This window comes from Lapillicoccus jejuensis, from assembly GCF_006715055.1.
Lineage (GTDB): Bacteria > Actinomycetota > Actinomycetes > Actinomycetales > Dermatophilaceae > Lapillicoccus > Lapillicoccus jejuensis.
This window is the reverse complement of sequence record NZ_VFMN01000001.1, coordinates 2361942-2384414: the sequence shown is the minus strand read 5'-3', so window position 1 is coordinate 2384414 and position 22473 is coordinate 2361942. Positions and strand designations below refer to the sequence as shown.

Sequence of the window (22473 nt, the reverse complement as noted above, 5' to 3'; positions counted from 1 at the left end):
GTCGGTCAGGCGGGGGCCGGGCCCGCCCCGTCGACCGGCGCCGCCCGGAGCTCCCACAGCTCGCGAGCCGCGCGTCGCAGCGGCCAGAGGCAGGCGAGGTAGAGCGGGGCCCCGACGAGCACCCCGACGCCGAGAGCCGCCAGGGTGTCTCCGAGCAGCTGCCTTGTCGTCACCGCGAGAGCGCAGAGCAGCAGCCCGCCGACCACGGCGGGGCGCAGCTGGCGACCTGTCGCCCGCACCGGCACGCCGGCGCGGTGCAGCACGACGGCGAGGGTGGCGCCGACCACGAGGACGGCGACGACCGCGTGACCGATCCCGACCCCGCGGATGCCGCCCACGTGGGCGCCCACGGTCAGGGCGGGGACGAGCGCGACGAGCCAGACCCCGTGGAGCCAGACCGTGGACGCGGTGCGTCCGCTGCCGGCGAGGAAGTCATAGGTCACCTCGACCCCGACGCGGGCCAGGCTGAGGACCGCCAGCGGTGTGAGCGCTGCGGCGGCGGCGACCCACGGCTCGCCGTACAGCAGTCGGATGAGGACGTCGGCGTACCCGCCGAGGGCCGCGCACAGCGGCACGGTCACCGCGAGCACGAGCCCGAGCACCCGCCCCACGTCGGCGCGGCCGCCGTCCGGGGCGTGCTCGGCGAGCCTCGCGAAGAGCGCGATGGCCACGCGTCGGATCGCCGACGTCACCACGGTGATGGGCCACGAGCACAGGTTGAACGCGAGCAGGTAGAGACCCAGCTGCACCGGCCCGAGGACGTGCCCGACGACGATGAAGTCGACGTTGAGGATGAGGAGCGCGAGCAGCGAGGCCCCGGCGAGCGGCAGACCGAACCCGAGCAGCCCCCGGACGACGTCGGGGCGCCAGCCTGGCCGCACCCGCACCGGCGACCAGACCAGGGCCAGGACGGCCGTGGTGAGGTTGCCGACCACCGCCCCCCAGCCCAGGCTCCACGCACCGTGCCCGGTCATCGCCATGACCACGGTGATCGGTGTGCCCACGACGAACGCGACGGTGTCGATGACGAGGCGTCGACGCTGTTGGAACAGTCGGGTCAGGAGGGCGTTGGGAACCGCCGCGATCCCGTCGAGCACGACGCCGACGAGCAGGAGCTGGATCAGGCCGGTCGCCTCGGGGGCACCCATCAACCCCGCGAGCGTCGGCGTGAGCCCGAACGCGATCGCCGCCAGCACCGTGCTGGACACGACCGAGATCGTCATGACGGTGGGGGCGATGTCCTCGACCCGGCCCCGGTGCTGGATGACGGCGACGCTGACCCCCAGCTCGTTCATGCTGAGCAGGATGGTCAGCACGACCAGGCCGGTGGCGTAGGTGCCGTACTCGGCCTGCGCCAGGTGCCGCACGACGACGATGCCCGCCAGGAAGCTGCCCAGCCGTCCGACGACGTTGTTGAGCAGGCTCCAGGCCAGGCCGGTGCCCATGGCCCGACCGAGGTGGGGCGCCCCCTCGGCCGGGTCCGCGGCGGCGACGGCCGTCGCGGGAACCGGCTCGACCTGGGTCATCCTCGGTCGGCGCCGGTCAGCCCGGGGGCCGTGGCGAGGACCTCCACGACACGGTCCTGCTGCTGCTCGCTGAGGTGCGGGTACATCGGCAGCGACAGGATGCGCTCGGCGGCCGCCTCCGCGACGGGGAAGTCGCCGGGCTTGTGACCCAGGTGGCGGAAGGCCTCCGTGAGGTGGACCGGCACCGGGTAGTGGATACCGGCGTCGACGCCCGCGTCCTGCAGGTGACGCAGCACCTCGTCGCGGCGGTCGACCTGCACGACGTACAGGTGCCAGACGTGCGCCTCGCGCTCGGCCGCCCGCGGGAGCTCGAGGGCCAGGTCGGCCAGCAGCGCGCCGTAACGGTCGGCGATGGCTCGCCGGCGGGCGTTCCAGGCCGCCAGCCGGCGCAGCTTGTGACGCAGGACGACGGCCTGCAGCGCGTCGAGCCGGGAGTTCATCCCGACGACGTCGTGGACGTACTTGGACGGGCTGCCGTGGTTCGACATCAGCCGCACGACACGGGCGATCTCGGGGTCGTCGGTCGTGACGGCCCCCGCGTCGCCCGCCGCCCCGAGGTTCTTGCCCGGGTAGAAGCTCGTCGCCCCGACGTGGCCCAGCGACCCCGACCCACGGCCACCGCGGGAGGCTCCCTGCGACTGGGCGGCGTCCTCGACGACGGCCAGCCCGTGGGCGTCGGCGACCTCGCGCATCTCGTCGAGGTCGGCCAGCTGCCCGAAGAGGTGGACCGGGACGATGGCGCGGGTGCGGTCCGTCAGGGCCGCCTCCAGCTCGGCCGGGTCGACGAGCAGCGTGTCGGGACGCACGTCCACGAGCACGGTGCGGGCGCCGATGCGCGCGACCGCCTCCGCCGTGGCGATGAAGGTGTTGGCCGGGACGACGACCTCGTCGCCGGGGCCGACGCCCGCGCCGCGCAGGGCCAGCTCGACCGCGTCGGTGCCGTTGGCGACGCCGACGCAGAAGCGGGCGCCGGTGAAGGCGGCGTACTCCTCCTCGAAGGCGGCGACGTGCGGGCCCCCGACGAAGCCGGCGCTGCGCAGCACCTGCAGCAGGTCGGTCTCGAGCTCCTCCCCCAGCTCCGCGACCTGGGCGCGCAGGTCGACGAGGGGGATGCGGTCCTGGGTCATCGTGCTCCCGCTTTCTCGCGGTCGGGGACGGGGAGGCGCGGCGCGACGGGCTCGCGCGGGAAGGCGGGCTGCGGCACGTTGAAGTCGTCGCGCGGGCCGCCGGTCGCCCGGCGCCACTTGCGCAGCATCGCGTGGTGCACGTACTGGGAGCCGATACGGGTCGCCTCGCGGGCGCTCGTCGCGAACGTCGCGGGGCGGCTGTCCAGGGCCTCCTGGTACAGCTCGACCTGGCGCTGGGCCGCGCTGGTCAGCGAGAAGCGCTCACGGCAGACGTAGTGACCCAGGCGGCCGAGACGCTCACGCAGCTCCCTGTCGGACACGAGGCGCTCGAGAGCGGCGCGGAGCGTGGGGCGGCCGTCCCGGCCGTCGCCGAGCCCGTACCACCCGGTCCACAGGAAGGTGTCGATCGAGTCGGCCTCGAGCAGCCGCCAGAAGCCCTTCTCGCCCTGCACGACGAGCGGCTTGCCGAAGCCCAGCGCGCGCAGCGCCGAGCCGCCCATGCCGAGCACGATGTCGGCGGCGTCGTACGCCGGGCGCGGGTCCATCAGCTCACCGGCCAGCAGCACCGCCCGACGGCCGCAGCGCGCGTTGGCAGCGGCGGCGGCGCTCTCCAGCTGCGCGCGCGCGGGGCCGTCGCCGACCACCAGCAGCTGGACGTCGCGACCGAGCGTCGGGACGACGTCGACCGCGGCCAGCAACCCCTCGAGCTTCAGCTCGTGGGCCAGCCGGCACACGACGACGACGAGCAGGGAGTGGGCGTCCGCCCCGACCCGGCGGCGGAAGAGGTCGGTGTCGCCACCCGCGCCGCGGTGGTTGACCGAGAGGTCGACAGGGGGTTCGACGACCCGCACCGTCGTGCGGCCGGAGGCGCGCTCGCGGGCGGCGATCTCCTCGGTGCCGACGACGAGCGGCAGGTGCCGCGGGATGAACGGGGCGACGCTCATCGACATGACCGTCGACATGACCGTCGCCGAGGTGCCCGCGGACGCGAGCCACAGGTCGATGCTCGGCGGCCACTCGTAGCCGTGCAGCACGTCGAAGCCGCGCTCGCGCGTCAGTCGGCGCAGGGCCGAGACCTCACCCGGGTGCGGGCGGATCCCGATGGGCGGTGCCTCGATCAGCTCGAGGCCCAGCTCGTGGACCCGGTCGGCCAGGACGCCGGGCCGGGCTCGGACGACGACCTCGTGACCGAGGTCGCGGACACCGGCCGCGATCTCGATCGCGTTGAGCTGGCTGCCACCGAGCTCGAGGTCATGGGGGTGGACGAGGACCTTCATCGTGACGCTCCGGATCCCGTGGCCGCGCCGGAGCGGACCACGTCGATGACGCGGTGGAGGTCCGCGTCGCTCAGCTGGTGGAAGAGCGGGAGGATCAGCGTGGTGTCGGTGAGCCGTTCGGTCACCGGCAGCGGCGCGTGGTCGAGACCGGCGTAGGCCGGCTGACGGTGGGCGGACATGATGCCGCGGCGGGCGGAGACCCCGGCCTCGGCGAGCCGCACCAGCAGCCCGTCGCGGTCGAGGGGGTGAGGGGGGCCGACCTCGACCCAGAACGACTGCGCGTTGCCGGTCCCCCACTCGGGGTCCTGCACGCAGCGCAGCCCGTCGACGCCGGTGAAGGCGTCGCGGTAGCGGTCCGCGATCTCGCGGCGGCGGGCGACGACGGCGTCAAGGCGACCGAGCTGCACGAGACCGACGGCGGCCTGCAGGTCGGTCATCCGGAAGTTGAAGCCGACCTCGACGTAGCGCTCCGCCGGGGCGAGGACGCTGCGGTGCCGGTCGGCGGCACTGACGTCCATGGCGTGCTCGCGCAGCAGCCTCGCCCGGTCGGCCCAGTCGCGGCGGCTCGTCGTCACCATCCCGCCCTCGCCGGTCGTGACGATCTTGCGGGGGTGGAAGGACCAGGCGGTCACCTCGGCGCCGGCGCCCACGGGACGGCCGCGGTACGTCGACCCGGCTCCGCACGCCGCGTCCTCGACCACCGTGACCCCGCGCGGGTCGCACAGCGCGCGGACCGCGTCGAGGTCCACCGGCACGCCGCCCTGGTCGACGACGACGACCGCGCGGGTCGACGGCGTGAGGGCGGCCTCGACGGTCGCCGCGGTGACGTTGCCGGTGACCGGGTCGACGTCGGCGAAGACCGGCCGCGCGCCGACGTACGTCGCCGCGTTGGCGGTCGCGATGAACGAGAAGGACGGGACGACCACGTCGTCGCCCGGCCCGACCCCGGCGACCAGCAGCGCCAGGTGCAGCGCCGTGGTGCAGCTGGAGACGGCGACGGCGTGCTCGGCCGCCATCCGCGTCGCGAAGGCCGTCTCGAACGCCGCGACCTTCGGGCCCTGCGCGACCCAGCCCGACTGGAGCACCTCGGTCACCGCGGCGACCTCCTCGGGCCCGAACCACGGCTGCATGACGTTGATGCGCGAGGGCGCCGGGTCGGTCACGGGGCGCTGCGGGGCCAGCGTCACGACCGCGCCCCGTGGCCGGCGAGCGCGCGTCCCGCCGCGACGGCCTCGCGCTGCGGCGCCCACCACTCGACGAGCTCGCGCAGCCCCTGCTCGAGGCCGGTCGTGGCCTCCCAGCCGAGGTCGCGGCGGGCGGCCTCGACGTCGGCGAGCCGCCGGGTCACGCCGTTGACCGCCCGCTCGGGGCCGTGCTCGACACCGAGGTCGGAGCCCATGGCGCGCAGCAGCGCCTGCGCCAGACCGAGCAGCGAGGTCTCCTCGCCGCTCGCGATGTTGTAGACACCCTCGCGGACGTCGGAACGCATCGCGAGCAGGTTGGCCCGGGCGATGTCGACCGTGTAGACGAAGTCCATGGTCTGCGCGCCGTCGCCGAAGATCAGCGGCGGCTGCCCGTCGGCGATGCGCTCCATCCACCGCACGAGCACCTCGGTGTAGAGGCCGTGCACGTCCATCCGCGGGCCGTAGACGTTGAAGTAGCGCAGGGCGACGTAGTCGAGACCCGACATGGCCCGGAAGCTGCGGGCCATGCCCTCGTTGAACGACTTGGCCGCACCGTAGAACGTGTCGTTGTTGTGGTGGTGGTGCCGCTCCCCCGTCGGGAACTCCTCCGCCAGCCCGTAGACCGAGGCGGAGGAGGCGAGGACGAGCTTGTCCACCTTGTGCTGCGCCGCCGCCTCGAGCACGGTGAAGGTGCCGTCGACGAGGACCTCGAGCGCCAGGCGCGGCTCCTCGGCGCACTGGGTGATCCGGATGGCGGCCTGGTGGAAGACGAGGTCGCTCTCGCGGGTGAGGTCGTGGACGAGGTCGCGGTCCTTGAGGTCGCCCTCGACGAGGCGCACGCGCCCTGACGCGGCGACGTCCTCGAGGTTCTCGACCCGGCCGCGCACGAGGTTGTCCAGGACCGTGACCTGGGCCGCGCCGGCCCCGACCAGCTGGTCGACGATGGTCGAGCCGATCGTCCCCGCGCCGCCGGTGACGAGGACCCGAGCCCCCTGGATCTCGCTCATACCAGGGCCTCCTCGTCGGCGAGCTCGACGAGGTCGAGGCTGTCGTTGCTGTGGACGGGCACGAGCGCCCCGCCGACCGTGAGGCTGGTGGAGGCGGCCTCGAGGACCTCGAGGACCCGCAGGCCGGCGCCGCCGTCGGTCAGCGGCGCGTCGCCCTGGGTGACGGCCCGCGCGAACTCGGCGACCATCGCGGCCAGCGCCTCGCCCTCGGGCAGGCTGGGGGCGTACATGTCGCCGAGCCGGTAGGAGATGGCCGCGGACCGGCGCTCGGCCAGGTCGTCGGAGGCCGACGTGAGGTCGAGGTCGACGCCGCGGTCGTAGACGCTGAGGCGCTGCTGCGGGTTGAGGTCGTCCCAGACCAGCGTGCGACGGCTGCCACCGATGACCATCTGGCGGATCTTGGTGGGGCTGAGCCAGTTGACGTGCACGTGGGCGATGGCACCACCGGGCAACGGCATCGTCAGGTACCCGACGCAGGCCCGGCCGGCCCCGATCGGGTCGGCCCCGTGGGCGGCGACGGACTCGGGGGCCAGACCGCCGGGCAGGACCGCGTCGAGGATCGACAGGTCGTGCGGGGCGAGGTCCCACAGGACGTCGACGTCGGGCTGGACGAGGCCGAGGTTGATCCGGACCGAGTCGACGAAGAGCAGGTCGCCCAGCTCGCCCGACCGGACGATCTCGCGGATCTTGCGCACCACCGGCGTGTAGCAGTACGTGTGGTCGCACATGAGGACCAGGCCTCGGGCCCTCGCCTCGCTGACCATCAGCTCGGCCTCGGCGCGCGAGGACGCGAGCGGCTTCTCGACGAGGACGTGCTTGCCGGCGGCCAGCGCCGCCAGCGCGATCCGGCTGTGCGTCCGGGCCGGGGTGGCGATGGCGACCGCGTCGACGTCGTCGCGCGCGAGCAGCGCGTCGAGCGACGTCTCCACGTCGACGGGCAGGTCCCCGACGACCTTCCTGGCCCGGGCCTCGTCGAGGTCGCACACGGCGACGAGCTCCCAGTCCGGGCTGCCCCGGAAGTTGCGGACGAGGTTGGGCCCCCAGTACCCGGCCCCGACGACGGCGACACGCAAGGACATGCGAATGCTCCCCCATGGACAGGGGTCGCCCACGACCCCTCGACGGACCGCCGACTCCCCAGTCGGCGATGTGATGCTTCCTGTTTACAGGACGTGGAACGCCAGCGTGACCGAATCGGTGGTAGAGGTGGCGAACCGGTTGCCCGAGGACGTCATGAGCACCTGGTACTGCAGGTAGCGCGCCGTCCTGGTGATCGCGGCGCCGGAGGACGGCACGGTCGCCCACGCCGTCCACCCCGCGCCGGGAGTGGACGTGCTGCCGGACCGCACCTGGATGGTGCACGTGGTCCCTGCCGGCACGCTGCCGCTGAAGGAGAGCGTGTCCCAGCCGACCGCGGCGCCGGCGTCGACGACCTTCGAGACGTACGTGCTCGAGGGGTCGAAGGGCGAGGCGCGCAGCCAGTCGACGACGAGCGGCGTCGTGTCGACGGTCGCGTCGCGCAGCACGGCGTTGAGGGTGCGGCCCGGCCAGAAGGCCACGTTGGACAGCACGGTGGCGCCGTCGACGACGAAGCTGACGTTGGTCGACGACGTCCAGTCGACCCGGTACCGGTGCGGCACAGCGGGGTTCACCGTGGTGAGCGCGGTCGTGGAGGCGAAGAAGACACCGTCGTTGGCGATGGCCACGAGCTGACCGGACGAGCTGACCCCGAAGCCGGCGAACACGTTGCCCGTGGTCGTCCCGAAGCCGACCCGCATGCTGGAGGTCAGCCGGGAGGTGACGGCGACCTCCATCGACTTCGGTGCGCCTGCTGTGCCGACGCTGGCGACCTGCGTCCCGGACAGCGTGGCGCGGCCTCCCGCCAGGGTCGTGCTCGACCCCGGGGCGAGGGCGCTCGACGTGAAGGTCGACGGCAGCGTCGTTCCGTCGAACTCCACCGCGGTGCTCGGGGCCTGCCCCACCTCGCCGTCGCCGTTCTGCGAGACGTAGCTGCCCGTCAGCGTGCCGCCGGCGAAGTCGGCGACCGTCGTCTGCACGACCGGCGCGACGCTGGGCACGTAGGTCGCCGCCGCCACCGTCGCGTCCGGTGCCGTCGTGGTGTTGCCCGAGGCGTCCGCGGAGGTGACGCGGTAGTAGTAGCGCGTGTTCGGGGCGAGGCCGGTCAGCGGAACCGAGTGGGAGGTCCCCACGGCGCCCGTCGCGGTGGCCGACAGCGCCGTCGCCGACGTGCCGTAGGTGACGACGCTGGTCGAGCTCTCGTTCGTCGACCAGGTCACCGTGGCGCTCGTACCGGAGCCCGACGCGGCCACGGCGCTCACGACCGGCGGCGTGCGGTCCGGCACCGTGAAGGTGGCCGGCGCCGCGGGTGCCGGGGGCGAGGAGGCGACGTTGCCTGCCGCGTCGACCGAGCCGACGCGGTAGGAGTAGGTCGTGCCCTCGGTGAGCCCGCTCAGGGTGACGGAGTGCGCCGTCCCGGCCGCACCGCCGGCCGTCGAGCCGAGCGTGGCTCCCGTGCCGTAGGACACGGTGGACGTCGAGGCCTCGTCGGTGGTCCAGGTGACGGTGGCCGTCGTCCCGGACACCGCGACCGCGACCGCGGAGACGACCGGCGCGGTCACGTCGACCGTCTGGAAGCTGGCCGGCGCCGAGCTCGTCGCCGGTGACGTCGTCGTGTTGCCGCTGACGTCGGCGGAGGTGACCCGGTAGTAGTAGGTCGACCCACCGGTGAGACCGCTCAGCGCCACCGAGTGGCTCGTCCCGTCGGACGCGGTCGCGGTCGACCCGAGCGACGGGGTGGTGCCGTACGACACCGTCGTGCTGGCGGGCTCGTTCGTGGTCCAGGTGACGGTCGCCCCCGTCGCCGAGGGCGTGGCCGTGACGGCGGTGACCGTCGGCGGCGTGGTGTCGACCGCAGGCCCGGTGACGAGCACCGGGTCGACCCAGTAGGCCGCGGACGAGACGGTCGCGGGGTAGCCGCCGCCGTAGAGGTAGCGACCCCCGTTCGCGACGGTGTGCAGCGGAGGCGCGTCCACCGACCTGGTCAGGGCGTCGACGGTCGTCGAGTAGTAGCCGGTCGGCGCGAGGTACGACACCACGTACGTCGTCCCCGCGGTCACCGCCACGGGCGAGGCGAAGCTGCCCGTCTGCCAGCCGGCGGACGACTCGGAGGCGACGGTCGCCGTGGCGACGCGGGTCCCGTCGGTGGTCCAGAGCGACACGGTGTGCGTGCCGACGTTCTGCGGACCCTTGTAGAACCGCACCCCCGTGACGGACCCGGCCGCGTCGGTCGTGAACGCGGTGCCGAGCTCGACGGCCTTGGGGTCGTTCTGGGTGATGACGGCGGGCGTGGTCGCGTCCGTCCACACGCTGCACGGGCAGGCACCGGGGGTCGGGTCCGGCTGCGCCGTCGTGAAGGACCAGGTCGTCGCGGCGGTCATCGCGTTGCCCGTGACGTCGGAAGCCCGGGCCGACGCGGTGTAGGTCGCACCCCGGCCGAGCGGCGCCGTGGTCGTGTACGTCACCCGGTCGGTCGCGGCGTCGTAGCCGACCGCGCCGGGCACCGTGGCACCCGTGGCGTCCTTGAGGGTCATCGTGACCGTGGCCGGGGCGAGGTCCTCGCTGAAGCCGGCGACGACGACCCCGGTGACCGGCTGGCTCGTCGACCCGGCGAAGGGCGAGGTCGAGACGACCGACGGCGGCGTGGTGTCCGGCACCGGCCCGGTCGAGAAGATCGGGTCGACCCAGTAGTTGGTGCTGCCGTAGCTGTCCACCGGGACGACGCCCCCCGCGCCGTACCGGTAGCGGCCGTTACCGGCGGCCGCGGTCAGCGGGCCGTTCGTCCAGGCGGTCGAGAAGAACTGGGGCGTGGCGGAGTAGTGGCCGTTCGGTGCGTAGTACGAGACGACGTACGTCGTCCCGGCGGTCACCGCGACCGGCTGCGCGAAGGTCAGGGTCTGCCAGCCCGTCGCCGACTCACCCGTGAACGTCCCGGTGGCGAGCACCGAGCCCGACGCGCTCCACAGCGTGCCCGTGTGGGTGCCGGTGTTGGCCGCGGACTTGTAGAAGCGGACACCGGTGACCTTGCCGTCGACGGAGGACAGGAACGAGGTGCCGACCTCGATGGCCGACGCGTCGCCCGCGTCCACCGTGCCCGGCACGGCGCTGCTGGCGAAGAGCGTGCAGGGGCACGCGGCGGAGCCCGCGGTGGTGAACGACCAGGTGTACGGCGTCATGGCGTAGCCCGACAGCGCCGTCGCGCCGCTCGCGGTCGCGGTGTAGGTCGCGCCAGCCGCCAGGCTCGCGCTCGGGGTGAAGGTGACGGTCCTCGTCGACGCGTTCCACGTCGTGGCGCCGGGGACCGCGGAGCCGTCGGGGCCGGTGACCGACAGCTGCGCGCTGCCCGCCTGCACGAGCCCGGCGAGGGTGGCGCTCACGGGCGAGGCGATCGGCACGTTCGTCGCGGTCGCACCGGGTGACACGGAGGCGACGGTCGGCGCGGCGTCGGTCGGGGTGTAGACGACGTCGACCCAGTAGTTGGCGCTCGAGCCCGTGAGGGGGGCGCCGGACCCGTAGGTGTAGGTGGCGCCGTTGGCCAGCGCGTGCAGCGGCATGTTGTCGACCCCGACGGACAGGCCGCTGGAGGTGACGGCGTACCCGCCCGAGGGGGCCCGGTAGGAGACGATGTACGTCGTCCCGCCGGTGATGGCGACGGGTGCGCTGAAGTAGGCGGTCTGCCACCCGCTGCTCGACTCGCCGGTGAAGGTGACCGTCGCGAGGAGGGCGCCGGCGCTCGTCCACAGCGACCCGGTGTGCGTGCCGAGGTTGAGCGGGCCCTTGTAGAAGCGCACGCCGTTGACGCTGCCGTCGGCGTCGGCGGTGAACCTCAGCCCCAGCTCGACGCTGCCGGTGTCGTTGGCGCTCGCCGTCGCCGGGGTGGCGGTGTCGGGCCACACGCTGCACGGGCAGATGCCCGGCTGCGGATCGGTGGCGGCGACCGTGAAGGACCAGGTGTCGGGCGTCGGCATCGGCACGCCGGCGGCGCTGCTCGCCTGGACCGAGGCGGTGTACGTCGCGCTGCGCGCCAGCGGGCTGCTCGGGGTGAAGGTCACCGTCCGGCTGGTCGCCGAGAACGCGGTGGCGCCCGGGACGGCGGTGCCCTGGGCGTCCCGCAGCGTCATGGTGACCGAGGACGGGGTGACCGTGCCGGCGAAGGTGGCCGAGGGCTTCGCCGTGGTGGCGACGCTCGTCGAGCCGGGCAGCGGGCTGCGGGTCGTCACCGTGGGTGGCGTCGTGTCGTCGCGGCTGAAGAGCACGTCGACCCAGTAGTTGGTGTCGCCGTAGGAGGAGGACGGGAAGCCGTGGCCGCCGTTGTAGACGCCGTTGGCGACCCCGGCCGGACGACCGGGCGCCGTGAGCGGCGGCGCCGTCCAGGTCGTGCCCGCGAAGAAGTTGCTGTCGGCGGCGTAGCGACCGTTCGGGGCGAAGTACGAGGCGACGTACGTCTGCCCGCCGGTCACCGCGACGGCCGGCGAGAAGGTCAGGGTCTGCCAGCCCGAGGCCGTCTCGTTGGTGAAGGTGCCCGACGCGAGTGGGCTCCCGGTCGAGGACCACAACGTGCCCGTGTGGGTGCCCGTGTTGGCACTCCCCTTGTAGAAGCGGATCGCCGAGACGAACCCGTCCGTCTGCGGGACCAGCTTGACCCCGAGCTCCACCCCGGAGGTGTCGGCGACCGACGGGGTGCCGGGGACCGACTGGCCGAAGAGCGAGCAGGGGCAGTTGACGGTGATCGAGGTCGACACCGGGGTGCTGAGGTTGGCGCTGTCGTCGGCGGCGCGGACCTTGATCGACGACGTACCGGCCCCGCTGAGGACGCCGGTCCAGCTCCACGACGTGGTCCCGGTCGCCCGGTGGTACGACGCCCCGCCGTCGAGCGAGACCTCGACGGTGGTCACGACGCCGCCGGCGTCCGAGGCGGTGCCGGTCACAGTGACCTGGCTGCCGTTGGCGAGCGTCGCGCCCGTCGTGGGCGAGGTCACGGTGACGACGGGGGCGGTGGTGTCCGTGGAGGCGGTCGGCTGCACCAGGCCGCTCATCAGGGTCGTCGGCAGGGCCCCCATGTCGGCGAGCATGTTGAGGGTGGCCTGCTGCATCCGCGGGTCGGCCGCGTTGCTGTTGTCGCCGTCGTGGTACTGGTCCAGACCCCAGCCCCACTGAATGGTGCCGGCGCCGAAGACGAGCGCGCCGCTGGCGGCGCGGTAGAGGGTGAGGCTGTGCGTCGTGGTCCCGGCCGCGACGGTGACGCCCGCGGCGTCCTGCACCTTCTGCGGGCTCGGCCCCGTCGTCGTCGACAGTCGCATCAGGCCCGCGGGCCGAGAGCCGTTGTCGACGTCCTCGTCCGACTCGTAGCCGACCGTGTGCGGCGCGAGGGTCGCGGTCCCGCCGGCCGCCAGGCTCGCGACGGAGGTGTTGCGCCAGAACCGCGCTCGCCCCTCGGCCTGGGAGACGGTGATGGTCAGGTCCGTGTTGTTGGACATGTACATCGTGCCCGTGAGGTTGTTCTCCGGGTTGGTCGCGTTGGGAGCGGTCTTGAAGCGCGGGTCGCGCCAGGTCGCCGTCCCCTCGGCACTCGGGTCGATCGGCTTGCTCTCCCAGGAGTCCTTGTAGCAGACGATGGTGCGGTTCGGCGTGGCGCTGCCGTCGATGCTCGGCTCGAGACGCGTGTGCCAGTAGACCTCGTTGCCGGAGAGGAACATGAGGTTGACGCCGGCGTCGCGAGCAGCCGTCACGGCGTTGCGCTCGGGCAGCGTCCAGTACTCGTCGTGCCCGACCGACATGAACGCGTGGTGGTTGGTCAGGACGGTCGTGCCGGCGCTGACGTCGACGTCGGTGGTGTAGCTGACGTCGACGCCGTTGCGCTCGAGGAAGCGCAGCGTCGGGTACTCGTTGCTGAACAGGAAGTCGCGTCCCGAGACGAGACCTCGGGTGGCGAAGGGGCGGTTGTAGCTGATCTTGAAGGCGCGGGCCTGCGTGCCCGTCAGCGAGGTGGGGGCGGTGTAGAAGTTCGCGCCGCCGTAGGAGTTGTAGGCCTGCCAGGTGGCGTCCGAGGTCTTGAAGACGACGTCCGAGCGGCTCGCGTCGTCGCGGACCACGAAGGTGATGTGGCTGTCGTCGCCGTTGGTCTGGACGAGGTGGGCGACGTAGACCCCGGAGACCGCGGCGGCCGGCACCGCCCAGGAGGCCGACACCGACCAGTTGCCGCAGTCGTAGTTCTGCGTCGACGGGTCCGAGATGCAGCCGGGCTGGACCGCCGGCGTGGCCACCGTGACGGCGGCCCCCTGCAGTCGGGCGCCCAGCCCGTTGTAGTAGCCGAGGCGGTAGACCTTGATGGTGTAGCCCTGGGCGGCCTTGACCTTGAACTGGACCGTCGACCCCGGGGTCACGCTCATCTGCGTGGCGAAGCCCTGGATCGTGTCCGCCCCGGCGCCGTCCCCGACGGCGAGGTCCCACTCGCTGGCCGGGTTGCCCGGCTTGCTGTTCTCGCAGGCGACGGCGTTGCCGCTGACGCAGGGGTCGCCGGCGGCCAGGGCCGGCTGGGTGACCACGAGAGCACCGAGCAGGGCCAGGACCACGAGCACGGCGAGCTGTGCCGGCCGCTGCCCGGTCGAGCGGCGCGCACCACGGCGCCCGCCCCGTCCGAGATGCAGCCCCGACGTGCTCGTCCCAGTCGTCATGATGCTCCCCACACGTCGACACCACACCGGACCCCGAGGTCCCGGCGCATGCACCCACCACGGACGACCCGGGGTCGCCCGCCCACGAGCCCAGCCGGGCCGGGTCCCCTGGTGGCCGGTCGCTGCGCTCGACCCGGGGGCGGTCTTCGCCCTCGGGTGCGCCGAGCGTAGGACGCCCTCTTCGGGTGCGGCCCGAGAATCCGGATAACTGGGTCGCTCGTCCTGCGAGCCGGACCAGCGCGGACGCGGACGTTCCGGTCACGCCATCACGATTCGGGCAGTCGCGTTGCGCCGCGAGGGCGTCCGTGCAGCGACGGCGGGTCGGAGACGGTGTCCTGGGAGTCCGGTGAAACCGCTGCGCGGTGGGGCTGTGGCTCCGTACCCTGGACGCGAACAGCGTCGGTGGGGACCGGCGCGCACGCGCCGCCCGGGGGAGGTCCACGCGCATGTACCTCTCCGAGCGCCCGCGGACCGAGGCCGCACCGGCGTCCGCGGCGCGCCGCAGGGCTCCTCGCGAGCGCGTGGCGACGACCGTGGTCCTCCTCGGGCTGGTCAGCCTCTTCACCGACGTCTCGTCCGAGTCGGTCTCTGCCGTCCTCCCCGTCTACCTCACCACCGTCCTCGGTCTCAGCCCGCTGGCGTACGGCGTCATCGACGGCCTCTACCAGGGGGTCAGCGCCCTCGTGCGGATCGTCGCCGGCTGGGCGGCGGACCGGCTCGACCGGCCCAAGTGGGTGGCCTTCCTCGGCTACGGCCTGTCCGCCGTGACGAAGCTGGCGCTGGTCCCGCTGCACGGTTTCGCCGCGCTGACGACGGTCATCACGCTCGACCGGCTCGGCAAGGGGATCCGGACGGCGCCCCGCGACGCGATCATCGCCGCCTCCTCGGCCCCCCAGCACCTGGGCCGCGCCTTCGGCGTGCACCGCACCCTCGACACCGTCGGCGCCGCGGTCGGTCCGCTCCTCGCCTTCGCGATCCTGCTCTGGGTCCCCGGCGACTACACCTCGGTCTTCGTCGCGTCGTTCGCGGCCGCGCTCATCGGCCTCGTCCTGCTGGGGCTGCTCGTCCCCGACCTGCGCCCGCGCCGTCGGGCGGCCGCCCGCACGGCCACGGCGCCCAGCGCTCCTCCGGCCCGCCCCTCGCTGCGCGCCCTCACCGGACGGGGCCTCGGCCGGCTCGTCGTCGTCACCGCCCTGCTCAGCGTGCTCGCGGTGAGCGACGGGTTCCTCTACCTCTCGCTGCAGCAGCGCGACGACTTCGCGGCGACGTGGTTCCCGCTGCTGTTCGTCGGCACCAACGTCGCGTACGTCGCCCTGGCCGTCCCGCTCGGGCGGCTCGCCGACCGCCACGGTCGGGCCAAGGTGCTCGTCGGCGGCCACGTCCTGCTCGTCGCCGCCTACGTCTGCGCGGCGGGCCCGGTCGGGGGTGGCCTCGTCACGACGGTGCTCACCCTGCTCCTGCTCGGGACCTTCTACGCCGCCACCGACGGCGTGCTCGCGGCCCTCACCTCCTCGCTCGTGCCGACGGCAGTGCGCGGGGTGGCGATCGCCACGACCCAGACCGTGACCGCTCTCGGGCGCTTCGTCAGTTCGCTGCTCTTCGGGGTGCTGTGGGCGGGTGTCGGTCGCGGCCCGGCCGTCCTCGGGTTCGCCGCCGCGCTCGCCGTCGCCGTCCCCGTGGCCTGGTGGTTGCTGAGCGGGCTGCGCGCGGCCCCCACGCCCGGCACGACCGACCCGGCGGTGCCGTGACCCGTCGGACTCGCGTGGCCGTCGTCGTCGCGCTGTGCGTCGCCCTCGTCGCCGCCACCACGGCGTTCGTCCTGCGCCAGCGCTCGGTGCAGCAGGCGGCGCAGCGGGCGGCCGAGCGGTCGTCGTCGGCGGCCCCGACGACGAGCCTCACCCCTCTGCTCGCCGGGCCGCGGATCGTGTTCCGCGAGAGCGGGATCGGCCCCGACTACGGTCGCGTGGCGGTCATCGCGCTGGCCGACCCCGGGGGCCCGCGGGCCTACACGTCCCTGGCCTGCGACCGGGTCTTCGCCACCCGGGCCGACACGCTCTGCCTCGCCTCCGACCGCGGCCTGGTCACGACCTACTCGGCGACGGTCGTCGACGCCGACGGGACCCGGACGGCGATCCCGCTCACCGGCAGCCCGAGCCGGGCGCGGCTCTCGGCCGACGGGGCGCTGGCCGCCACCACGTCCTTCGTCGCCGGCGACTCCTACGCCGCGACGAGCTTCTCGACCCGGACGGTGGTCACCCACCTCGCCGACCGCAGCAGCGTCGACCTCGAGGACTTCACCCTCGTCGACGGCGGGCAGCGGGTCGCCCCGAGCGACCGCAACTACTGGGGGGTGACCTTCGCCGCGGACGACGACCGCTTCTTCGTCACAGTGAAGTTCGCGGGCACCACGCACCTCGCCGAGGGCCGCCTCTCGACCCGGACCGTGACGACGCTGCGGACCGACGCCGAGTGCCCCTCCCTGTCCCCCGACGGCACCAAGGTCGCCTACAAGAAGCTCGGCGACCGGGGGCCGGGCGACTGGCGGCTGGCGGTCCTCGACCTCGCCAGCGGTCGCGAGACCGCGCTCGCGGAGCAGCAGCGGCTCGACGACCAGGTCGAGTGGCTCGACGACGACCACGTGCTCTACGGGCTGCCCGGTCAGGGCACCCGGGCCGGGGAGTCCGACGTGTGGGTCGTCCCCGCCGACGGTTCCGGCAGTCCCCGGGTCCTCGTGCACGACGCGTGGTCGCCCGCCGTCGTGCGCTGACCCCGGGGCTCAGCGCTCGAGGCGCCGGGCCGGCACCCCCGCCCACGTCTCACCCGCAGGCACGTCGGTGACGACCACCGCCCCCATCCCCACCACCGCGTCCTCGCCGACGGTGACCCGCTCGCGGACGCTCGCCGCCATCCCGACGTAGGCCCCGCTCGCGACCCGGACGTCACCGCCGAGGACGACCCCGGCGCACAGGGTCGCACCGTCCTCGACGACGTCGCCGTGGGTGAGGACCACGTGCGGCATGGCGACGACGTGGTCCCCGACCTCGACGTCGGCGGTCAGGACGGTCCCCGCCAGCAGCACGGCCCCCACGCCGACCCGCGCCGAGGCCGGCACCCGGACGGACGGGTCGAGCACGACGCCGTACCGATCCCTCCCCACGCCCATCCCCGCGAGCCGCTGCGCGAGGGCGAGCCGCACCCGCCCCTTCCCGGGGCACAGCACGAGGGCGGCGTCCGGGTGCTCGAGGGCCACGTCGAGGCCCCCCAGCACCGTCAGGCCGGGAAGCGGCTCCGTACGGCGTCGCCGCGGGTCGTCGTCGAGGAAGCCGAGCACCGTGCGCCCGGCCGCCCGAGCGGCCTCGGCGCTCTCGCGGGCGAGCCCGCCGGCGGCGACGAGCAGCAGCGGTCGGTCGTCCTCGCTCACGCAGGTGAGTATGCCCCGGGACGCCCAGCAGCCCCGGACGAGTGCTCGTCCGGGGCTGCTGGGTGCTGCGGGTGGTTCGGGTGTTGCGGGGAGGCTCAGGCCTCGTCCGTCTTCTCCTCGTCGGAGGAGGCGGCGTCGCCGTCGCCCTCGGACTCGGCCTGCTCGGCCTCCTCCTCGTCGGAGAGCTCGCGCTCGATGCCGGCCTCGGCCTCGGCCTCGGCGAGCTCGGCCTCGAGCTCCTCGGCGGTGACCTGCGCGGTGACGTTGACGACGAGGGTCTCCTCGTCGGTGACGAGGGTCGCGCCCTCGGGCAGCTCGACCTGCGAGGCGAGCACCTGGGTGCCGGCCGTGAGGCCCTCGACGGAGACGACGACGCTCTCCGGGATCCTGGTCGCGAGGACCTCGAGCTCGAGGGTCTGCGACTCGACGGTGACGACGGTCTCCGGACCGGCCTCGCCCTCGGTGGTGACGGCGACGTCGACGGTGACCTTCTCGCCGCGGCGGACGATGACGAGGTCGACGTGGTCGATGACCGGCTTGATCGGGTCGCGCTGGACGTCCTTGGCGAGCGCCAGCTGGCTCGAGCCCTCGATCTCGATCTCGAGGAGCGCGTTGGCGACCTTGAGGGCGAGCATCGTCTCGTGGCCCGGCAGGGTGATGTGCACCGGGTCGGTGCCGTGCCCGTAGAGCACGGCGGGGATCTTGTGGTCGCGGCGGATCTTGCGGGCGGCGCCCTTGCCGAACGCGGTCCGCGTCTCGGCGACGAGCTTGGTCTCGGCCATGGGGGTCTGTCCTTACGGGGAAGGTGGCGGGGTGTCGAGGTGACGGGGCGGAGGCCTCGACGCGGGACGGCGTACGGACGGTGGGGACCGCTGGGCGTCGCGCGGAGGCGCCGGCCCTGTCGATCACGGAGTCGGCGGCCGGTGGCCGCACGGCGTCCCTCGCCGAGGCAACCCCCCGATCCTAGGCCACCGCCGCGGCAACCCGAAATCCTCGTCGGTGGCGGGGTCGTCAGCCCCGGCGCAGCTCCCCGGCACGGACCGCGACGACGCCGAGGACGACGAGGACCCCGCCGACCAGCTGCACCGGGCGCGGCAGCTCCCCGAGCAGCAGCCAGGCGAAGAGGACGGCGAAGAGCATCTCGGCGAGACCGACGAACGAGGCGACCGTCGAGCCGAGCCGCCGCGCGGCCCAGGTCCCCAGCAGGTACGCCGCCGCCGCGGCCACGAGCGCGAGCTCGGCCACCGGCAGCCACCACGGCAGCGACGCCCCGTGCAGGGTCACGTCGGCCGTGGCGACGTGCATCGGTAGGACCCGTACGGCGCCGAGCACGCCGAGCACGACCGCGCCGAGCCCCATCCCGAGCGCGGCGAGCGCGACGGCGGGCAGGTCGTCGGCCTCCTGCGCGGCCCCGACGTAGAACACCGCGAGCCCGAGCGCGGCGACCAGGCCCCAGGCGACCCCGGCCGGGGCGGGCGGCGACTGGCCCGTGACGTCGAGGACGAGGGCGAGGCCGCCGAGCGCGACGACGACCCCGAGCAGCGTGAGCGGGGCGGGTGCCTTCCGGCTGCGCAGCCACGTCCACAGCACGACGAGGACGACCCCGGAGTACTCCAGCAGCAGCGCCACCCCGACGGTCAGCTGCTGGACGGCGTTGAAGTAGGCCACCTGGCAGGCGGCGACGGCGACGAGGCCGTAGGCGAGCACGAGCGGGGCGCGCCGCCGGACGACGCCCCAGCGGCCGCGCAGCGCCCGGACCGCGAAGGGCAGCAGGACGAGGGCGGCGCCCCCGACGCGCAGCAGGACGATCGCGCCCGAGCTCCAGCCGGTCTCCAGCAGCGACTTGGCGAACGGGCCCGAGGTGCCGAAGGCGGCGGCCGTGGCGAGGCCGGCGAGCAGCCCGAGGTCGGGGCGCGGCCGCGCGCGGCGGGTCCGGGTCGGGGTGAGCACCGCCGGGTCGAGCGAGGTGGTCATCGGTGCTCCCTGCTGGACGGTCCCCGGCGGCCACATGCCTGTCAGGGGTGAAATCGACTATGCTCCTGACGGTAGGGCACCCGTCGGTCAGGAGTCAAGATGCTGTTCGCCCATGACACCGAGGTGGCGCTCCAGGCCGCCTGCGACCTGGTCAACACGATGCCGGGCAGCGTGCCGGGCGACACCGACGTCGACACCCTCACCACCGGCGACGAGCTGGACGCGTTCGTGCTCGAGCACGAGTTCACCGGCAGCCGCGCGCACGATGCGGCCGAGCTGCGGGCCGTACGACGCCTGCGCCCGCGGCTGCGCGAGCTGTGGACCCTCGCCGTCGACGGTCAGGAGACCGAGGCGGTCGGCGAGGTCAACGCGCTGCTCGCCGAGGCCCGGGCCCTGCCCCAGCTGGTGCGGCACGACCAGTGGTCCTGGCACCTGCACGCGACGCCGCCCGAGGCGCCGCTCGCGACCCGGATGGCCGTCGAGGCGGCGATGGCCGTCGTCGACCTCATCCGCTCCGACGAGCTGGACCGGCTCAAGGTGTGCGAGGCCGAGGACTGCGACGACGTCCTCGTCGACCTGAGCAAGAACCGCTCGCGCCGCTACTGCGACGGCGGCTGCGGCAACCGCGCCAACGTCGCGGCCTACCGGGCGCGGCGGGCCCGCTCCTCCTAGGCCTTGCCGTCGAAGAGGCTCGTCACCGACCCGTCCTCGAAGACCTCGCGGATCGCGCGGCTGATGAGCGGCGCGATGGACAGCGTCGTCAGCTTGTCGAACTCGCGGTCCGGCGAGACCGGCAGCGTGTTGGTGACGACGACCTCGGTCGCGGCGCAGCTCTTGAGCCGGTCGACCGCGGGGCCGGACAGGATCGGGTGGGTCGCGGCGATGACGACCCCCTTGGCCCCGTCGGCCATGAGCGCGTCGGCCGCCTTGGTGATCGTGCCGGCCGTGTCGATCATGTCGTCGACGAGGATGCACACCCGGCCCTCGACGAGACCGACGACCCGGTTCGCGACGGTCTCGTTGGGGCGGTTGATGTCCCGGGTTTTGTGGATGAAGGCCAGCGGCGCGCCCCCGAGGCGGTGCGACCAGTCCTCGGCGACCTTGATCCGGCCGGCGTCCGGCGAGACGACCGCGAGCGGCTGGTCGCCGTACTTCTGCGCGACGTACTCCGTGAGGATCGGCAGGGCCATGAGGTGGTCGACGGGGCCGTCGAAGAAGCCCTGGATCTGCGCGGTGTGCAGGTCGACCGCCATGAGCCGGTCGGCGCCGGCGGCCTTGAAGAGGTCGGCCATGAGCCGGGCCGAGATCGGCTCGCGGCCCCGGTGCTTCTTGTCCTGGCGGGCGTAGCCGTAGAACGGCAGGACCACCGTGATCCGCTTGGCCGAGGCGCGCTTGAGCGCGTCGACCATGATCAGGTGCTCCATGATCCACTCGTTGATCGGCGCCGTGTGGCTCTGGATGACGAAGGCGTCGCAGCCGCGCACCGACTCCTCGTACCGCACGTAGATCTCGCCGTTGGCGAAGTCGTACGCCGACGTCGGCACCAGCTCGGTGCCGAGCTCCGCGGCGACCTCGCGGGCCAGCTCGGGGTGCGCGCGACCCGTGAAGACCATGAGGTTCTTCTCGGTCGTCCTCTGGATGCCGGTCACGCCTGCTCCTCCTGCTGGTCCTGCGCGGGGTCCCCGTGCTGGTCGTGCTGGTCCGGCTGGTCCGGCTGGTCCGGCTGGTCCGGCTGGTCCGGCTGGTCCGGCTGGTCGTGCCGGGCCGCGAGGGCGGCCTGCGCGGCGCGGTCGGTGGCCGTCCCCGCCCGGCGGCGGGCCACCCACTGCGGGACGTTGCGCTGCCGCGCGCGGCTCACGCCCAGCTCGCCCGGGCCGACGTCACCCGTGAGGGCCGACCCGGCGGCGACGTACGCCCCGTCGGCGATGGTCACCGGCGCGACGAGCACCGAGTCGCTGCCGACGAAGGAGTGCGCGCCCACGCTCGTGCGGCTCTTGGTCACCCCGTCGTAGTTGGCGACGATCGTGCCGGCGCCGAGGTTGGCGCCCTCGCCGATGGTGGCGTCGCCGACGTAGGACAGGTGCGGGACCTTGGCCCCGTCGCCGATCTCGGCGTTCTTCGTCTCGACGAACCCGCCGATCTTGCCGCGGGCGCCGAGCCGGGTGCCGGGGCGCAGGTAGGAGAACGGGCCGACGCTCGCGCCCGGGCCGACGACCGCGAGGACGGCCTGGGTGCGCACGACCTCGGCCCCGTCGCCCACCTCGGTGTCGGTGAGCGTCGTGTCCGGGCCGATCGTGCAGCCGGCGCCGACGCTCGTCGCGCCGAGCAGCTGCGTGTTCGGCCGGACGACGGTGTCCTCGCCGACCGTCACGTCGACGTCGATCCACGTCGTCGCCGGGTCGACGACGACGGCGCCGTCGCGCATCGCCTTCTCGACGGTCCGTCGGTTGAGCTCGGCCCCGAGCCGGGCCAGCTGCACCTTGTCGTTGACGCCCTCGGTCTGCCAGACGTCGGCCAGCTCGTGGCCGGCGACGACGAGGCCGCGGCGGCGGGCGATGGCGACGACGTCGGTGAGGTACTTCTCGCCCTGCGCGTTGTCGGTCGTCACCTCCGCGAGAGCGTCGCGCAGGACCGCGGCGTCGAACGCGTAGATCCCGGAGTTGATCTCCCGCACGGCGCGCTGCTGCTCGGTCGCGTCCTTCTGCTCGACGATCGCGCTCACCGCGCCGTCGGCGTCGCGCAGGACCCGGCCGTAGCCGGTCGGGTCGTCGACGAGGCTGGTGAGGACGGTGACCGCGGCGCCCGCGCCGGTGTGAGCCTGGAGGAGCGCGAGGAGGGTGTCGGCGGCGAGGAGGGGCACGTCGCCGTACGTGACGAGGACGGTGCCCTCGAGCCCGTCGGGGAGCACGGCGAGCCCGCACTCGGTGGCGCGGCCCGTCCCCTTGACCTCGTCCTGGTCGGCGACGACCGCGGTCGGGTCGACCTGCGCGATGTGCGCCGCGACGTCGTCGCGCTGGTGGCGCACGACGACGGCGAGGTGCTCGGGGCCGGTCGCGCGCGCGGCGCGCAGCGCGTGCCCGAGCAGGCTCAGCCCACCGATCCGGTGCAGCACCTTCGCGGTGCGCGAGCGCATCCGCGTCCCCTCGCCCGCGGCGAGGACGACGACGGCGGCCGGGCGGGCGGGTCCTTGGCTGCTCACGGGGTCC

The 22473-nt window shown here is 73.8% G+C and carries 15 protein-coding genes; 3 read left to right on the top strand and 12 right to left on the bottom strand.

The window, feature by feature from the left end; genetic code table 11:
- Positions 1–5 precede the first annotated feature (5 nt).
- The 7 genes from FB458_RS11300 to FB458_RS11270 form a co-directional block, all read right to left on the bottom strand.
- Positions 6–1526: an oligosaccharide flippase family protein gene (locus FB458_RS11300; RefSeq protein ID WP_141848575.1), complete on the bottom strand. Its 1521-nt coding sequence runs from the start codon at positions 1524–1526 to the stop codon at positions 6–8.
- Positions 1523–2653 (bottom strand): DegT/DnrJ/EryC1/StrS family aminotransferase, encoded by a 1131-nt coding sequence (locus tag FB458_RS11295; RefSeq protein ID WP_141848574.1) that lies wholly within the window; start codon positions 2651–2653, stop codon positions 1523–1525. The genes FB458_RS11300 and FB458_RS11295 overlap by 4 nt, the downstream gene beginning before the upstream one ends.
- Positions 2650–3930 (bottom strand): glycosyltransferase family 4 protein, encoded by a 1281-nt coding sequence (locus FB458_RS11290; RefSeq protein ID WP_141848573.1) that lies wholly within the window; start codon positions 3928–3930, stop codon positions 2650–2652. The genes FB458_RS11295 and FB458_RS11290 overlap by 4 nt, the downstream gene beginning before the upstream one ends.
- The gene (locus tag FB458_RS11285; RefSeq protein WP_141850491.1) at positions 3927–5060 is read right to left on the bottom strand and encodes a DegT/DnrJ/EryC1/StrS family aminotransferase; all 1134 of its coding nucleotides are present in this window, start codon (positions 5058–5060) and stop codon (positions 3927–3929) included. Before FB458_RS11285 ends, FB458_RS11290 begins: the two co-directional genes overlap by 4 nt.
- 53 nt (positions 5061–5113) lie before the next feature.
- Positions 5114–6121: an NAD-dependent epimerase/dehydratase family protein gene (locus tag FB458_RS11280; RefSeq protein ID WP_141848572.1), complete on the bottom strand. Its 1008-nt coding sequence runs from the start codon at positions 6119–6121 to the stop codon at positions 5114–5116.
- Positions 6118–7200, bottom strand: coding sequence for a Gfo/Idh/MocA family protein (locus FB458_RS11275; protein WP_141848571.1), 1083 nt, complete (start codon positions 7198–7200; stop codon positions 6118–6120). Before FB458_RS11275 ends, FB458_RS11280 begins: the two co-directional genes overlap by 4 nt.
- Positions 7201–7284: 84 nt before the next feature.
- Positions 7285–13872, bottom strand: a complete 6588-nt coding sequence (locus FB458_RS11270; protein WP_141848570.1) for a DUF4082 domain-containing protein — start codon at positions 13870–13872, stop codon at positions 7285–7287.
- 446 nt (positions 13873–14318) lie between these two features.
- Here FB458_RS11270 and FB458_RS11265 point away from each other — a divergent pair, with 446 nt between their 5' ends.
- Together FB458_RS11265 and FB458_RS11260 are read left to right on the top strand one after the other, a co-directional pair.
- The gene (locus FB458_RS11265; protein WP_141848569.1) at positions 14319–15620 is read left to right on the top strand and encodes an MFS transporter; all 1302 of its coding nucleotides are present in this window, start codon (positions 14319–14321) and stop codon (positions 15618–15620) included.
- On the top strand, positions 15617–16639 hold the full coding sequence (locus FB458_RS11260; RefSeq protein ID WP_141848568.1) for a TolB family protein: 1023 nt from the start codon (positions 15617–15619) through the stop codon (positions 16637–16639). The genes FB458_RS11265 and FB458_RS11260 overlap by 4 nt, the downstream gene beginning before the upstream one ends.
- A gap of 9 nt (positions 16640–16648) precedes the next feature.
- On the opposite strand, the gene FB458_RS11255 is transcribed toward FB458_RS11260, so the two are convergent.
- The 3 genes from FB458_RS11255 to FB458_RS11245 form a co-directional block, all read right to left on the bottom strand.
- Positions 16649–17293 carry a NeuD/PglB/VioB family sugar acetyltransferase gene (locus tag FB458_RS11255; RefSeq protein ID WP_141848567.1) on the bottom strand — a complete coding sequence of 215 codons (645 nt, stop codon included), beginning with the start codon at positions 17291–17293 and terminating at the stop codon, positions 16649–16651.
- 95 nt (positions 17294–17388) lie between these two features.
- Complete coding sequence (locus FB458_RS11250; RefSeq protein ID WP_141848566.1) at positions 17389–18075, bottom strand: 50S ribosomal protein L25/general stress protein Ctc; 687 nt, start codon at positions 18073–18075, stop codon at positions 17389–17391.
- A 229-nt stretch (positions 18076–18304) separates the two neighbouring features.
- Positions 18305–19267 (bottom strand): EamA family transporter, encoded by a 963-nt coding sequence (locus FB458_RS11245; protein WP_170185650.1) that lies wholly within the window; start codon positions 19265–19267, stop codon positions 18305–18307.
- 99 nt (positions 19268–19366) lie between these two features.
- Between FB458_RS11245 and FB458_RS11240 the strand changes: the two genes are divergently transcribed.
- Positions 19367–19939 (top strand): CGNR zinc finger domain-containing protein, encoded by a 573-nt coding sequence (locus FB458_RS11240; protein ID WP_141848564.1) that lies wholly within the window; start codon positions 19367–19369, stop codon positions 19937–19939.
- Here FB458_RS11240 and FB458_RS11235 read toward each other — a convergent pair.
- Positions 19936–20916 (bottom strand): ribose-phosphate diphosphokinase, encoded by a 981-nt coding sequence (locus tag FB458_RS11235; protein WP_141848563.1) that lies wholly within the window; start codon positions 20914–20916, stop codon positions 19936–19938. The genes FB458_RS11240 and FB458_RS11235 overlap by 4 nt on opposite strands.
- Positions 20913–22466 carry a bifunctional UDP-N-acetylglucosamine diphosphorylase/glucosamine-1-phosphate N-acetyltransferase GlmU gene (glmU, locus tag FB458_RS11230; protein WP_281286096.1) on the bottom strand — a complete coding sequence of 518 codons (1554 nt, stop codon included), beginning with the start codon at positions 22464–22466 and terminating at the stop codon, positions 20913–20915. Before glmU ends, FB458_RS11235 begins: the two co-directional genes overlap by 4 nt.
- Positions 22467–22473 lie beyond the last annotated feature (7 nt).

Bases quoted from the DNA above. Each gene is read 5' to 3' on its own strand.
- FB458_RS11300 (WP_141848575.1), bottom strand. From the start codon at position 1,526: ATGACCCAGGTCGAGCCGGTTCCCGCGACGGCCGTCGCCGCCGCGGAC.
- FB458_RS11295 (WP_141848574.1), bottom strand. From the start codon at position 2,653: ATGACCCAGGACCGCATCCCCCTCGTCGACCTGCGCGCCCAGGTCGCG.
- FB458_RS11290 (WP_141848573.1), bottom strand. From the start codon at position 3,930: ATGAAGGTCCTCGTCCACCCCCATGACCTCGAGCTCGGTGGCAGCCAG.
- FB458_RS11285 (WP_141850491.1), bottom strand. From the start codon at position 5,060: ATGCAGCCGTGGTTCGGGCCCGAGGAGGTCGCCGCGGTGACCGAGGTG.
- FB458_RS11280 (WP_141848572.1), bottom strand. From the start codon at position 6,121: ATGAGCGAGATCCAGGGGGCTCGGGTCCTCGTCACCGGCGGCGCGGGG.
- FB458_RS11275 (WP_141848571.1), bottom strand. From the start codon at position 7,200: ATGTCCTTGCGTGTCGCCGTCGTCGGGGCCGGGTACTGGGGGCCCAAC.
- FB458_RS11270 (WP_141848570.1), bottom strand. From the start codon at position 13,872: ATGACGACTGGGACGAGCACGTCGGGGCTGCATCTCGGACGGGGCGGG.
- FB458_RS11265 (WP_141848569.1), top strand. From the start codon at position 14,319: ATGTACCTCTCCGAGCGCCCGCGGACCGAGGCCGCACCGGCGTCCGCG.
- FB458_RS11250 (WP_141848566.1), bottom strand. From the start codon at position 18,075: ATGGCCGAGACCAAGCTCGTCGCCGAGACGCGGACCGCGTTCGGCAAG.
- FB458_RS11245 (WP_170185650.1), bottom strand. From the start codon at position 19,267: ATGACCACCTCGCTCGACCCGGCGGTGCTCACCCCGACCCGGACCCGC.
- FB458_RS11240 (WP_141848564.1), top strand. From the start codon at position 19,367: ATGCTGTTCGCCCATGACACCGAGGTGGCGCTCCAGGCCGCCTGCGAC.